At 71.3% G+C, this 13,225-nt stretch carries 16 protein-coding genes; 7 read left to right on the forward strand and 9 right to left on the reverse strand.

Annotation, left to right across the window (positions count from 1 at the left end; all coding sequences use genetic code 11):
* The first annotated feature begins 254 nt into the window (after positions 1-254).
* The 4 genes from DEI81_RS10180 to DEI81_RS10195 all read left to right on the forward strand — a co-directional run bounded on the left by DEI81_RS10180 (position 255) and on the right by DEI81_RS10195 (position 4,083).
* On the forward strand, positions 255-1,442 hold the full coding sequence (locus tag DEI81_RS10180; RefSeq protein ID WP_111010613.1) for a zinc-dependent alcohol dehydrogenase: 1,188 nt from the start codon (positions 255-257) through the stop codon (positions 1,440-1,442).
* Complete coding sequence (locus DEI81_RS10185; protein WP_111010614.1) at positions 1,439-2,461, forward strand: NAD-dependent epimerase/dehydratase family protein; 1,023 nt, start codon at positions 1,439-1,441, stop codon at positions 2,459-2,461. Before DEI81_RS10180 ends, DEI81_RS10185 begins: the two co-directional genes overlap by 4 nt.
* Before the next feature lie 158 nt (positions 2,462-2,619).
* Positions 2,620-3,399 (forward strand): hypothetical protein, encoded by a 780-nt coding sequence (locus DEI81_RS16235; RefSeq protein ID WP_181435381.1) that lies wholly within the window; start codon positions 2,620-2,622, stop codon positions 3,397-3,399.
* 27 nt (positions 3,400-3,426) lie between these two features.
* On the forward strand, positions 3,427-4,083 hold the full coding sequence (locus DEI81_RS10195) for a pentapeptide repeat-containing protein (RefSeq protein ID WP_111010615.1): 657 nt from the start codon (positions 3,427-3,429) through the stop codon (positions 4,081-4,083).
* On the opposite strand, the gene DEI81_RS10200 is transcribed toward DEI81_RS10195, so the two are convergent.
* Positions 4,026-4,787 carry a TetR/AcrR family transcriptional regulator gene (locus DEI81_RS10200; RefSeq protein ID WP_111012988.1) on the reverse strand — a complete coding sequence of 254 codons (762 nt, stop codon included), beginning with the start codon at positions 4,785-4,787 and terminating at the stop codon, positions 4,026-4,028. The two genes, DEI81_RS10195 and DEI81_RS10200, sit on opposite strands and share 58 nt — an antisense overlap.
* 354 nt (positions 4,788-5,141) lie before the next feature.
* On the opposite strand from DEI81_RS10200, the gene DEI81_RS10205 reads away from it, so the two are divergent.
* Together DEI81_RS10205 and DEI81_RS10210 are read left to right on the forward strand one after the other, a co-directional pair.
* A complete protein-coding gene (locus DEI81_RS10205; RefSeq protein ID WP_111010617.1) occupies positions 5,142-7,334 on the forward strand; it encodes an acyltransferase family protein in 2,193 nt (730 codons plus the stop codon).
* Positions 7,335-7,540: 206 nt separating this feature from the next.
* Positions 7,541-7,858: a hypothetical protein gene (locus DEI81_RS10210; protein ID WP_111010618.1), complete on the forward strand. Its 318-nt coding sequence runs from the start codon at positions 7,541-7,543 to the stop codon at positions 7,856-7,858.
* Between the two features lie 51 nt (positions 7,859-7,909).
* Here DEI81_RS10210 and DEI81_RS10215 read toward each other — a convergent pair whose 3' ends face one another.
* The 4 genes from DEI81_RS10215 to DEI81_RS10230 are packed head-to-tail and all read right to left on the reverse strand — an operon-like array spanning position 7,910 to position 11,416.
* Positions 7,910-8,713: a metal ABC transporter permease gene (locus tag DEI81_RS10215; protein ID WP_111010619.1), complete on the reverse strand. Its 804-nt coding sequence runs from the start codon at positions 8,711-8,713 to the stop codon at positions 7,910-7,912.
* Entirely contained in the window at positions 8,713-9,645 is a 933-nt protein-coding gene (locus DEI81_RS10220) for a metal ABC transporter permease (RefSeq protein ID WP_111010620.1), read from the reverse strand. The genes DEI81_RS10215 and DEI81_RS10220 overlap by 1 nt, the downstream gene beginning before the upstream one ends.
* Entirely contained in the window at positions 9,642-10,493 is an 852-nt protein-coding gene (locus DEI81_RS10225; protein WP_220035672.1) for a metal ABC transporter ATP-binding protein, read from the reverse strand. The genes DEI81_RS10220 and DEI81_RS10225 overlap by 4 nt, the downstream gene beginning before the upstream one ends.
* Entirely contained in the window at positions 10,490-11,416 is a 927-nt protein-coding gene (locus DEI81_RS10230) for a metal ABC transporter solute-binding protein, Zn/Mn family (protein ID WP_220035673.1), read from the reverse strand. Before DEI81_RS10230 ends, DEI81_RS10225 begins: the two co-directional genes overlap by 4 nt.
* Positions 11,417-11,475: 59 nt before the next feature.
* Between DEI81_RS10230 and DEI81_RS16765 the strand changes: the two genes are divergently transcribed.
* The gene (locus tag DEI81_RS16765; RefSeq protein ID WP_111010622.1) at positions 11,476-11,937 is read left to right on the forward strand and encodes a Fur family transcriptional regulator; all 462 of its coding nucleotides are present in this window, start codon (positions 11,476-11,478) and stop codon (positions 11,935-11,937) included.
* Between the two features lie 27 nt (positions 11,938-11,964).
* Here DEI81_RS16765 and DEI81_RS10240 read toward each other — a convergent pair whose 3' ends face one another.
* From DEI81_RS10240 to ykgO, 4 genes are all read right to left on the reverse strand, one after another.
* Positions 11,965-12,384, reverse strand: a complete 420-nt coding sequence (locus DEI81_RS10240; protein ID WP_111010623.1) for a Fur family transcriptional regulator — start codon at positions 12,382-12,384, stop codon at positions 11,965-11,967.
* Positions 12,385-12,455: 71 nt separating this feature from the next.
* On the reverse strand, positions 12,456-12,746 hold the full coding sequence (locus DEI81_RS10245; protein WP_258368623.1) for a helix-turn-helix transcriptional regulator: 291 nt from the start codon (positions 12,744-12,746) through the stop codon (positions 12,456-12,458).
* An 81-nt stretch (positions 12,747-12,827) separates the two neighbouring features.
* Entirely contained in the window at positions 12,828-12,983 is a 156-nt protein-coding gene (locus DEI81_RS10250) for a zinc transporter permease (protein ID WP_111010625.1), read from the reverse strand.
* Between the two features lie 96 nt (positions 12,984-13,079).
* A complete protein-coding gene (gene ykgO / locus DEI81_RS16005; protein WP_071274734.1) occupies positions 13,080-13,202 on the reverse strand; it encodes a type B 50S ribosomal protein L36 in 123 nt (40 codons plus the stop codon).
* Positions 13,203-13,225 lie beyond the last annotated feature (23 nt).

Consider the following 13,225-nt stretch of genomic DNA (forward strand, 5'->3'; position numbering starts at 1 on the left):
TTTGGGTCGGATCGACCCGATCCTGCTCTGCACTGAGGATGCGTCATCCTGCTCGTACCCCGGTTGCTCGGCCGGGCGTCAGGAGCACGGGGCCGTGCCTGAGCAGACGACCGGGAAGGGGGACGCGAGTGCTGGATGTGCCCTGCACGCACCGGGCGGCACCCGTGCTGGACGCGTACCGATGAAGTCGGCGCGGGAGGGGCCTCCCGGCCGACCGCTGCGGCACCGCCGCAGCCCGACGAGCTGGAGGAACCATGCGCGCACTCACCTGGCAGGGGACCGAGAAGGTCTCGGTCGAGACCGTCCCCGATCCCACGATCCAGGAGCCCACCGACGCGATCATCCGGATCACGTCGACGGCGATCTGCGGGTCCGACCTCCACCTGTACCGCGTGCTCGGGCCGTACATCGACAAGGGCGACGTGCTCGGCCACGAGCCCATGGGGATCGTCGAGGAGGTCGGTTCGGGCGTGACGAACCTCGCTCCGGGTGACCGCGTCGTGATCCCGTTCAACATCTCGTGCGGGCACTGCTGGATGTGCACGCACGGGCTGCAGTCGCAGTGCGAGACGACGCAGGTGAAGCAGTACGGCAGCGGTGCCGCGCTGTTCGGCTACACGAAGATGTACGGCCAGGTGCCGGGTGGGCAGGCGGAGTACCTCCGGGTGCCGCACGCCGACTACGGGCCGATCAAGGTCCCCGCGACCGGCCCCGACGACCAGTACCTGTTCCTCAGCGACATCCTCCCGACCGCGTGGCAGGGCGTGGCGTACGCCGACGTGCCCGAGGGCGGGACGCTCGCGGTGCTCGGGCTCGGCCCCGTCGGGCAGTTCGCGGCCCGGATCGGCAAGCACCTCGGGTACCGCGTGCTCGCCGTCGAGCCGGAGCTCGTCCGCCGCGAGATGGCGGCGAAGTACGGTGTCGAGACGTTCGACATGTCGGACGACGTGGTGGAGCACCTCGTGGATCTCACCGACGGACGCGGGCCGGACGGCGTCGTCGACGCCGTCGGTATGGAGGCCCACGGTGACGCCGTCGCCGGGTTCGCCCAGCGGGCGGCCGGGCTGCTGCCCGACAAGCTCGCGCAGAAGGCCATCGAGACCGCGGGCGTCGACCGGCTCGTCGCGGTGCACGCGGCGATCGACCTGGTCCGGCGCGGCGGCACGGTCTCGCTCAGCGGTGTCTACGGCGGAACGGCCGACCCGATGCCGATGATGACGCTGTTCGACAAGCAGATCACGGTCCGTGAGGGACAGTGCAACGTCCGCCGCTGGCTCGACGACCTCATGCCGCTCGTCGAGGACCCGTCCGACCCGCTCGGCACGCTCGACCTGACGACGCACCGCGTGTCCCTCGAGGACGCCCCGCACATGTACGAGGTGTTCCAGAAGAAGGAGGACGGCTGCGTCAAGGTCGTCCTGACCCCCGGCGCTCCGGCATGACCCGCGTCGCCGTCGTCGGCGCCACCGGCAACGTCGGCACGGCGCTGCTGCGCCGCCTGCAGGCCGAGGAGGCCGTGACCGGCATCGTCGGCATCGCCCGACGGATCCCGGACCGGTCGGCCGACCCGTACGCCGGGGTCGAGTGGCACAGCGTCGACGTCGGCGCCGACGGTGCCGTGGCGGCCCTGACGCCGCTCCTCGAGCACGTCGACGCCGTCGTCCACCTGGCTTGGGCGCTGCAGCCGACGCACGACATCCCGACGCAGTACCGCGTCAACGTCGAGGGGACGGCCGCTGTGCTCGAAGCGGCCGCCGCCGCGGGCGTGGGGCAGGTCGTCGTGGCGTCGTCGGTCGGCACCTACCGGGCTGCGGACAAGCGGCTGCGCGTGGACGAGTCCTGGCCGGTCGACGGCATGGCCACGGCGACGTACAGCATCCACAAGGCGCTCAACGAGGCGGCCCTCGACGAGTTCGCCGACACCCACCCCGACATCGTGGTCACCCGCCTGCGCCCGGGGTTGGTCTTCCAGCAGCCGGCGGCAGCGGAGATCCGGGGGCTGTTCCTCGGGCACCTCGTCCCCATGCGCGTCGTCCGCGCGGCCCGGTGGGCGGTGCTCCCGCTCCCGGGACCGTTCGTGTTCCAGGCGGTGCATGCCGACGATCTCGCCGACGCGTACTGGCGGACGATCGACCAGCGGGCGGCCGGCGCGTTCAACATCGCCGCCGGGCCGGTGCTCACGCCACCGCGGCTCGCCGCGGTGCTCGGCATGCGTCGCGCCGTCCGGATCCCGCTCCGACTGCTCCGCGCCGTCGTCACCCTGACGTGGCACCTGCGGATCCAGCCGACCGACGCCGGTTGGATCGACATCGCGGCGAACGTGCCGATCATGCGGACCGACAAGGCGCGCGAGGAACTGGGGTGGGAGCCACAGCACACCGCGGTCGAGGCCTTCGCCGACCTCGTCGAGGGGTTCCGGCAGGGCTCGTCCGTGCCCGCGTCGGGGCCGCTCCGCGGCTGAGGGACAGCGCGGGTGCCGCGACCGGTGACGCCTGGGAGGGGCTGTCCCCCGTTCCCAGGAGTCATGACGCACCGGGTGTGGTGCGAGCACACTGTGGGCCGGACGACGCACACCGCGTCCGACCCGGGACGGCCCGGACGGGCCCCGAGGAGGAACCCATGAGCAACGCCGATGACGGCCGCCAGACGACACCGGCGGTCCCACTCACCAACCCGAACGACGGCGAGCACGTCCCCGAGCACCGGGCGCCGGTGGACGACCGGGGTCCCGCCGACGACGGGGCCGACCTGCACGACCGTCCCGTGGCGCACGAGGACCGGGACCGTGCCGTGGCGCACGAGGACCGGGACCGTGCGCCCTTGACCCGGCAAGAGGTCGTCGGACGCCAGAAGGAGGAGTTCGGCGGCTTCAAGTTCGGATCGGCCTTCTTCGGGTGGCTCACCGCGATGGGCACGGCCGTCATCCTCACGGCGATCCTCGGTGCGATCGGCGCCGGACTCGGCCTCGGCATCACCGGCGGGAACGCGAACCAGGTCGGCAAGGCCGCCACGTCGAACGCCGGCACCGTCGGACTCATCGGCGCCATCGCGCTCGCCGTGATCCTGTTCGTCGCCTACTACTGCGGCGGGTACGTCGCAGGGCGCATGGCACGGTTCGACGGCGTCAAGCAGGGCCTCGCGGTCTGGTTCTGGGCCGTCGCCATCGCGATCGTCGCTGCGATCGTGGTCGCGATCGCTGGCACGCAGGCGAACTTCCTCCAGCAGGTGAACGCGTTCCCGCGGATCCCCGTAGACGAGGGCAGCCTCACCGTCACCGGGATCATCACCGTCGTGGTCGCCCTCGTCCTCAGCCTGGTCGGCGCGATCGTCGGCGGTCTCGCCGGGATGCACTACCACCGCAAGGTCGACCGCGTCGGGCTGGAGCGCCCCGTCGACTGACCGGTGACCGGGTGCGATGATCGGGGCATGCCCGAGCACCGCACCCGGCCGCCCCGACACGAGGACGTCGCCCCCGTCGAGCTCGAGCCCGGCGGGGGCGACGTCCTGCTCCCCGGCGATCTCCTCGAGGGGCGGGACATCCGTGACCTCGACGTCGTGGACCGTGCACTGACCGGACTCGTCGTCGAGGAGTGTCGCATCGGCACGATGCGAGCCGGCGACGCGGACCTCGGCATGCTGCGTGTCCGGGACACCGTGGTGGACGTGCTCGACGCGCCCGTGTTCCGCACGCCACGGTCCACCTGGCGGTCTGTCGTGATCCGGTCCGGCCGGATCGGGTCGGCCGAGTGGTACGACTCGACGTTCGACGACGTCCGCGTCATCGGCACCAAGCTCGGGTTCGTCAACCTGCGTGCCGCGACCCTCCGTGACGTCACGTTCGAGGACTGCACGATCGAGGAACTCGACCTCGGCGGCGTCGTGGCCGACCGCGTCGCGTTCCCGGGCTGTCGGATCCACGAGCTCTCCGCAGCGGGGTCCCGCCTCCGGGACGTCGACCTCCGAGGCGCCGACGTCGCGGTCGTCGCGGACGCGGCGGCGCTCCGCGGTGCGACCGTGTCCGAGGTTCAGTCCGCGTTGCTGGCGACCTCGTTCGCTCGCGCCCTCGGGGTCGTCGTGGACTGACCCGAGCGCCCCTGCCCGCTGCCCACGTGTTCGTACCGGCTGGCGACGCGGTCCGCACCGGTGAGCCCGGCCTCCCGGATCGCGCTGGCGGAACGACCCGCTGCCCGCAGGAGCGCGTCGGCCGACGCGCCCATCGTCGCGAAGCGGTCCAGGGTCCCGACGGCCGCGCTCGCGGCGAAACCCTCGTGGTCGCCGAGCGCGGTCGTGACCTCGCGCACGCCCGCGAACTGCGCGACGAGCATGCGGGCCTCGAACGGCACGTCGGTGCACGCCGGGAGCTGCCCGAGCGCGATCGCGCGGGTCAGGGCGTTCCGGCAGCGCCCGACCCAGCCGAGGTAGGGCGGGGGCATCCGTGTCGGGATGAGCGGCGCCTCACGTTGCAGGCGCATGGCCGCCCGTGCGATCACGTTCGACTCCTCCTGGATCGCGACGTGGACCGTCGACCGCGCCAGTTCGTCGAGGGGTGCGTCGAGGTCGACCGGGGCCGCGGCGAACACGCCGTTCTCGTACGCGATCGCGAACAGGTCGTCGACCAGGTCGGTCTTCGACGCGAAGTGGTAGCTCACGAGGCTCTTCGCGACGTCGGCGCGGGCGGCGACGGATGCGTACGAGGTGGCCTCGTACCCCCGTTCCTCGAACTCGGCGGCCGCCGCGAGCAGGATCGTCCACCGGGTGCGGCGTCGCTGGTCCTCGCGGATGCCCATGGGCAGAACGGTAGCGCGGCGACGGCCGCCGCGGCAGGGTCCCCCCGAACTGGGTGGGCGCTCGGACGGGATCATCCCCACGGAGGATTGCCCTGGACGACCGTCCTGTGGAATCCTTCCAGGACACGCAGCGGCTCGACCCGAGAGCTGCGGGACCGCGTGGACGTACCAGTGGGGGGACGTCCACGGCGGTCGTGGTGCCCCGCCCCGCGCGCGCCGTCCGAGTGTTCGGTACGCGCGGGGACGGGTGTCGAGCGCGCCGGGTGAACCGTGGGGTGACGCCCCCGTCCTCGGGACGCGCGATGCGTGGCGGAGCCGCGCCGGGCCTCCCGGTCGTGACGGAGCATCGCTGCCGTGCGTCGTGCTGTGGATCCCTCCGGGCACGTCGGCGCCGCGCCGTTCCGTCCGGACATCGAGGGGCTCCGGGGCATCGCGGTCGCACTCGTCGTCGCGGCCCACGTGCTGGATCGACCGGTCGGCGGGTTCGTCGGGGTCGACGTGTTCTTCGTCGTCTCCGGGTTCGTCATCACGACGGGGTTGCTCCGGGAGGCCCGTGCGACCGGCACGGTCGACCTCGCCGCGTTCGCGCTCCGGCGGGCACGGCGCGTGCTGCCGGCCGCGGTGCTCACCGTGCTCGTCACGGTCGCCCTGGCCTGGGCCGTCGACCACCTGGCGCGGGCGAGCGCGGTCACGTGGGACGGCGTCGCCTCGATGCTCATGGTCCAGAACTGGCATCTCATCCGCGCCGCCACGGACTACTTCGGGGACAGCGGGGCGGCCTCGCCGCTGCAGCACTTCTGGTCTCTCGCGGTCGAGGAGCAGTTCTACGTGTTCTGGCCGTGGGTCGTCGTCGGCGCGGTCGCCCTCGGACGCCGCCGGTCCCGGCGTCCCGGCGCCCTCGCCGATCGCGGCACCAGCGAGCGGATCGTCCACCGAGTGCTGTCGATCGCACTCGGGGTGGGCTGCGCCGTGTCGTTCGCGATCGCCTGCTGGGAGACCCGGGCGAAGCCCGAGTGGTCGTACTTCTCGTTCGAGTCACGCGCCTGGGAACTCGGTGTGGGAGCCGCCGCGGCGGTGGCCGAGCCGCGCGTCGCCGCTCGGCTCGGTGTCGGCGCGGCGAGCGTGGTGACCGCGGCGGGGCTGGCCGCCGTGCTCCTGGCCGGGGCCGTCGACACCCCCAGCATGCCGTTCCCCGGACCGGCCGCCGCGCTCCCGGTCCTCGGCGCCGCGGGGGTGGTCCTCTGCGGCGCGACCGCAGCGCCGCGGGTGCTCGCGGCGCTCACCAACCCGGTCAGCCGAGCGGTCGGCCGTTGGTCCTACGCGCTCTACCTCTGGCACCTGCCGGTGTGGTCGTTCCTGCACGCCGTCGCACCACGCAGCCGAGCCGTCGTGCCCACGGTCGCCCTCGGGATCACCCTGGTGCTCGCCGTCCTCACCGTCCGGTTCGTCGAGCGGCCCTTCCGGTACGGGCGCACACGCCCCAGCCCCCGTCCCGGCACGCCCGGGAGGCCCGTGCGCGCCCAGCCGGGTCGGCTGCGGACCACCCGTGGCACGCTCGTCGTCGCACTCGCCTCCGCGCTCGTGCTCGCGCTGTCGGCCGCGCAGTTCGTCGCGCCGGGGCGCCTGACGGGCGTGGACGACCTGCCGGACCCGAGCCCGCAGCACGTGGCGTCCTTCCGATCCGCGACCGCGCTGCAGCGGGCGGTGCGCGCGGCGGTCGACGACGGCGCGTGGGGCGCGACCGTCCCCGACCTGGACCAGGTGAGTGCGGCGGCCGCGGCGGCTCGACGGCTGCAGGCCGACGGCTGTCTCAACGACCCCGTGGGGACGACGCCGAGCACGCTGACCGCTGCGGCGACCCGCTGCACGTTCTCCGACGGTCACGCTGCGCGGACCCTGGTGGTGGTCGGCGACTCGATCGCCATCAGCTGGCTGCCGGGCATCGTCGACGCCGTCCGCGGTCGGGGCTGGCGCGTCGTCGGGATCGGCCTGGAGAGCTGCCCGGCATCGATCGTGACGACCACCGACGCGGGCCGCCGCCCCGCCTTCGCGACCTCGTGCGACGCCGCCCGGGAGGCCGCGCTCGCCGAGGTCCATCGGCTCCGGCCCGACCTGGTGGTCGCGTCCTCCGCCGCCGGCGGGTACGACCGGCAGCCCGCCGCCGCCCGGGGTCGTGTGTGGAGCGACGGCACGCGCCTCCTCGCCCGGCGCCTGACGGGCGACGGCGCCCGGGTCGTCCTGCTCGGGTCGCCACCGGAGGGGACGCCCATCAGCGCCTGCGCGGTCCGGGTCGCCGGCCCGGCGACCTGCCTGTCGACGCCACCGGCGACGTGGGCACCGAAGCGAGCGGCCGAGCGGCGCGCGCTGGCGGACGTGCCGCGGGCCTCCTTCGTGGACACCGCCTCGTGGTTCTGCGATCGTGCGATGCACTGTCCGGCGGCCGTCGGCGGGATCGTCGTGCGCGCGGACGGCGGGCACCTGACCGTGGCCTACTCCGTCGCCCTGGCGCGCGTGCTCCGTGCTGCGCTGATGCAGCAGAGCGGATGACGCCCGGACCGGCGGGGCGGTCAGGGAGCAGGGATACCGTCACGTGGAGCGGCATGAAAGCCTTTCACGTCCAGCGCTGCCGAAGGGTGACGTTCTCACCCACGGCCGGAGGTCGGCATGGCACGTCTCCCGTTCAGCACGAATCCCTCGCACGTCCTCGATCGGTCCGAGACCCGGAGCGGCGCGGCGACGGACGGGCGAGCGCGATGAAGCACCTCGTCCGCGGGCCGGTGTTCATCCTCGTGGCCGACGCCGTTGCTCGCACCGTGTGCGACTACGCCGATGCACTCGCTCGGAACGCCCGCACCGATCGCGTCGACGTCCCCACGTTCGACCGATGCGGCTGTGGGACGACCAGGAGCGTGCACGTGGCGTCTGGCCGTCCGCTGCTCGTCCTCGACGCGGACGACGACGAACTCGGCGACGACCTCGACGGCCCCTTCGCGGCAGACACGAGAGCGTTCGTCGCGGACATCACCGCCAGGACCGCAGCCCTGGCGGGCGGAGGGACGAGTTCACGCTGACCTGACCATCGGGGGCGGGACCACGACGGCGAGGAGCGTGTCGGAGGGACGTCATGCTGCCGTCCGGCCGCGCGTCGGTCTCACCGTGGCCAGGCGCCCGGCCAGGTACATCAGGGCGCTGATGGCGGTGACGAAGAACCCGACGGGCCAATCGGTCACGTACGCGAGAGAGATCGCTCCCCACACCGCTGCGACCGCGAGCGCGGCCGACAGCGGGATCGCGGTCGCCGGCCGTCTGGTGACGAAGCGCGCGGCCGCGGGCGGTCCGACGAGGAGCGCGAACATCAGGAGCGCCCCGACGATGGGCACGCTCATCGTGGTCGCGCAGGCGAGGATGAGGCCGAACAGGATCGACATCGCCTGCGGTGAGACGCCGCGCGACGGCGCGGTGTCCGGCAGTGTCGATGCGAGGAGCAACGGCCGGTAGGTGACGCCCAGGGTGATGAGGCAGACCGCCCCGAGGATGATCATGGGCGTGATCTCGAGGCTCGAGACACCGAGGATCTGGCCGAACAGGAGCGCGAACACCTCGGCGGAGTACTCGGTGGATCGGCTGAGGAACAGCGCTCCGAGGCCGAGCATCGAGACGAGGGTGAGCGCGGTGACCACGTCACTGCGAGCGCGCCGCCCGAGCGCCGAGATCATGAACGCGCCGCCGGCTGCGAACACGCCGAGTCCGATCAGTGGGTCGACGCCGATGAGCACGGCTCCTGCCGCTCCTGCGAATGCACCGTGGGGTACGGCGTGGGCGAGGAACGAGTTTCCTCGGAGGACGACGAAGAAGCCGACGATCCCGGCGATGAGGGCGACGATCGTCCCGGCGAGCCAGGCGTTGAGCATGAACGGTGCGAACATCAGGGCAGCACCTCCTCGGTGTCCTGCGCGCGGGACGAGCCGCGAACTGACCCGACGCGCGCCGGTTTCCACATCCGATGACGTCGCACTGCCACTCCGACGCGGATCGCGAGGTAGACGACGAGGATGATGGCGACGATGCAGAAGCTGACGGGCCAGTTGCCGTCGTGGCCCGCCCAGGAGTAGCTCTCGAAGGAGACGAAGCACCCCGCCCAGGTGCTGAGGACCGCGAGAGCGGCCGACACGAGGACCGCGGTCCCGAAGCGTCGGGTCAGCAGCAGCGCCGTCGCGGCGGGACCGATGAGGAGCGCGGTCGACAGGATGGCGCCGATCGTCAGTGACGACAGCTCCACCGCGAGGGCGAGCGCGACGAGGAACACGATGCCGGTGATGCGAACGGGGACACCGCGTGCTGCTGCCAGGCCGTGATCGAGCGATTCCATGAGCAGCCACCGGTACGTCGCCGCGACGAGGGCGAGGGCGACGACGCTGAGTCCGACCACGAGCGGGATGACGTCATGAGCGATGACGAAGAGGGATCCGAACAGCACGGACACGGCTGCGTTGCTCGAGCCGCCGATGGTGGTGCTCCAGTACAGGAACAGCGCCGTCAGACCGAGTCCGAAGCCGAAGACGATGCCGGTCGAGACGTCGCGACCCTGCAGACGACGGACGCCGATGAGCTCCATGAGCAGTGCTGCGAGGACGCCGGCACCGATGAACCCCCACACCTGGCTGATGCCGATGAGGAACGCGCCGGATCCGCCGACGGCTCCGAGGTCGGCGAGCGCGTGTCCCGCGAACGACTGGCCGCGCACGATCGTGAACACGCCGACGATCCCGGTGACCAGGGCGACGAAGCCACCGACCACCAGTGCGGTGTGGATGGTGGGGCTGCCGAGGAATCCGCCGATCACCGAGGCGGGGATCATGCGGGGGTTCCGTTGGGTCTCGACACCGACTCGAGGCCAGGGGACGCGAGGTCAGATGCGGGATCCCGGTCGTCCGCGAGCACCATCACCCGGCCTTCGGCCTCGATCACCCGGATCGGTCGACCGTACAGGCGCGAGAGGACGTCGCTCCGGACGACGGATCCGGGGTCGCCGGTGACGGCGCGGCCGTTCGCCAGGTACACCACGCGGTCCATCACCGGCATGAGGACGTTGATGTCGTGCGCGGTCATCACGATCGCGACGTCGCGATCACGGCGGAGCGTGTCCAGGAGACGGACGATGTCGTGGGCGCTGGCCGGATCGAGGTTCGCCAGGGGTTCGTCGAGGAGCAGCAGCGCCGGCTCGCTGATGAGTGCGTGCGCGAGGAGCACGCGCTGCTGCTGGCCTCCGGAGAGCTGTCCGATCCGCTGGTCGGCGAACGCGGCTGCGCCGACGGCGTGGAGGACCGCGGTCACGCGTTCCTGCACCGCGCGACGACGGATCGGGAGGCCCAACCGCCCGCCGTCGAGACCGAGTGCGACGACGTCGCGTGCCCTGAGAGGCGTGTCGGGGTCGAGCGCGACCTTCTGGGGGAGGTACCCGATGCCGTGCGTGCTCGCCTTGCGCTCGGGTCGACGCACGGCACCGTGGGTGGGTCGGAGGATGCCGAGCAGGACGCGCAGCAGCGTGGTCTTCCCCGCGCCGTTCGCGCCGATGAGTCCGACGAACTCACCGGGCTGCACGTCGAGGTCGACCCCGTCGAGGACGAGGGCCCCTGACATCACGACGCGGACGTCCCGGGCGGAGAGGACCCCGCCCGGGACGTCGCTGTCGGTCCGACCGGTCACAGCTTCTCGGTGGACGTGCCGCTGGTGAGCGCCTTCTGCAGCGCGGTCAACTCGGCTTCCATCCACTTCTGGTAGTGGTAGCCCGTCGGCATCGTCTCGTACACGCCGACGACGGGGATCCCGTTGTCGTGAGCGAGGGACAGGTAGTGCGAGGTGATCGAGTCGGTGACCTGCTGGTTGTAGAGGAACGCCTTGACGTGCTTGCCGGTGAACAGCGCGTCCTGCGCCGCCGAGTTCTGTGGGCTCGGGTCGGTGTCGTTCATGATCGCTGCCTGCAGGGACCAGGGTGTCTCGACGTCGACTCCGGCGGCCTGCAGCGCGTAGTCCGCGACGGGCTCCGTCACGGCGACGGGTGCGTTGGCGTGGGTCTGCTTGAACGACGCGAGCTGGTTCGTCCACGTCTCGAGCGACCGGTTGAACGTCGTCAGGTTGTCCTGGAAGTACTGCTTGTGCGAGGGCTGCAGCGCTCCGAGATCGGCGGCGATGCGCTTGGCGACCGCCGGCATCGTCTTCGGGTCGTACCAGAGGTGCGGATTCCGCGTGCTGTCGGGAAGGCCGAGCACGTCCTGCGCGACGATGACCTTCCGGCTCGAGTTCGGCGACGCCTTGGCGAGCTTGGTCATGAAGTCGTCGTACCCGAGCCCGTTCTGGACGAGGATCTGGGCCGAGCTGAGCTCCTTCGCCACGCTCGCGCTGGCCTCGAAGGTGTGCGGGTCGGTGTTCGGGTTGCTCATGATCGCCTTGGCCGAGACGTACTTGCCCCCGATCTGTGCGGCGACGTCCGAGTACTCGTTCTCCGCGCCGACGACGACGATCTTGCCGTCGCTCCCCCCGCTCGCCGACTGCGAGCACCCGGTGAGAGCACCGGTCACGGCCAGGGCCGCGACGCCGAGCGCCGCCAATCTCTTGATGCGCACTGACATCCATCCAATCCAGGGACCGCGTCCCACCCGCGCGCTCTGTTGAGAACGCTTATCGATAGATGCAGACTACGGCACGTTGGAGCGTGTTGGTAACGGGAGTCGTTCCCGATTGTTCCACGGACGGATGGTGTCGGTTGGTGTCGACGGAGTGGGCCGGGGATCGACCGCGCGGCCACCGGTATCGCGCGAGCGTCCTCGCCGCACTGGTCGAACATGATGCGCCGGCGTCGGCACAGTCCGTGTTCGCGCGGATCCGTGCGCGTGGGGTACGGATCGGACTCTCGACGGTCTACCGGGAGCTCCACGCTCTGGCGCGTGAGCGAGCGCTGACCGAGGCGTACGTCGGCGGCGAGGTCCTGTACCGGCTCCCCGACCGGGACCTCCTGGTGTGCGACACGTGCGGGCGCACGAGCGAGGTCGCGGACCCACGACAGCACCCCGGACCATGCCTCGCGTTCTTCGAGGAGAATGCTGCGCTGACCATACACGGGAGGTGCAGCGCCTGCTCGGTGCGCGGTTGAGCGAGACGTGCCCCGGCCCGAGGCGCCCTACGCTCCGACGCCGCGTGCGCGGCAGTCGTCGCACACCCCGAAGATGTCGACCACGTGGCGCACGCGGGAGAACCCGTGCTCAGCGGCGACCGTGTCGACCCAGTCCTCGATCGGTGCTTCGATCTCGACGGTGCGACCGCAGCTGACGCAGTACAGGTGATGGTGGTGGGCATCGCCGCAGAACCGGTACAGCTGGACGCCGGGCTCGGCCTGGAGGACGTCCGCCTCGCCGTTCACCGCCATGTCGCTGAGGTTGCGGTACACCGTGGCGAGGCCGACCGAGCTGCCGTCTGCGCGGAGGACCTCGTGCAGGTCCTGCGCGCTGATGAAGGACCGCACGCCTCGCAGGGCGTCGCGGATGGCCGTCTTCTGGGCGGTCTGCCGCTGGGGTTTCTTCCCCACGGGTGCTTCGGTCATGGACGCCTCTCGGGTCTCGGACGCTCGGTGGTGCTGAGGAGGCAGGGTCGCACGTGCAGCTGAACGGGCACTCACGCCGCGGCTTCGCCGACGTGCGTGAGCGCATCGCTGACGATGTGCGCGACGTGCTCGTCCCGGAGTGAGTACACGGCGTTCCGCCCGATGCGCTCGACCTCCACGAGCCCGGCGAGTCGCAGGGTGCGGAGGTGCTGCGAGACCAGCGGTTGCGACAGCTCGGTCTGCGCAGCGAGCGACGACACGTCGCAGGGCGCCTCGATGAGGGCGACCAGCACCCGGAGGCGGGCCGGCGAGGAGAGGGCCTTGAAGAGTTCCGCCGCGATGCTCACTCGATGATCGGTCACCTGGCGATGTAAGCAGATGTGCATACCGACGGGCAACGCCCGGGGGTCCGGCGGGTTGGCCCTACCCCCGGGCGGAGGGTCTCAGTGCTCGTCGTAGTGGTCGCCGTGCTCGGCGTGCTTGTGGCCTTCGTGTACGTAGTCCACGTGGTCCTCGTGCCGCACTGCCTCGTGACCGCAGCCGTCCTCGTGGTGGTGCTCGGTGACGGTGTGCTCGGCGACGGTTTCCTGCTCGGTCATGGTGGTGCTCCTTCGATCAGTCGGTTGACGTGACCCCGACACTAGAGCAAGCATGCACGAGTAGCAATACGTGCACGGAAGATGATCAGGTCGCACTCACCCCTGGCGCCCCTTCCCGCGCGGGTTGAGCTTGTTGATGACGAACGTGCGACCTCGGCGGCGTACGACCTGCGCGCCCGGGAGCTGCTTCAGCGACTTGAGTGAGTTCCTGACCTTCATGATCCTCCTACTGAGAACGTTTC

Origin of the sequence: Curtobacterium sp. MCBD17_013, assembly GCF_003234565.1 — a bacterium.
Taxonomy (GTDB): Bacteria; Actinomycetota; Actinomycetes; order Actinomycetales; family Microbacteriaceae; genus Curtobacterium.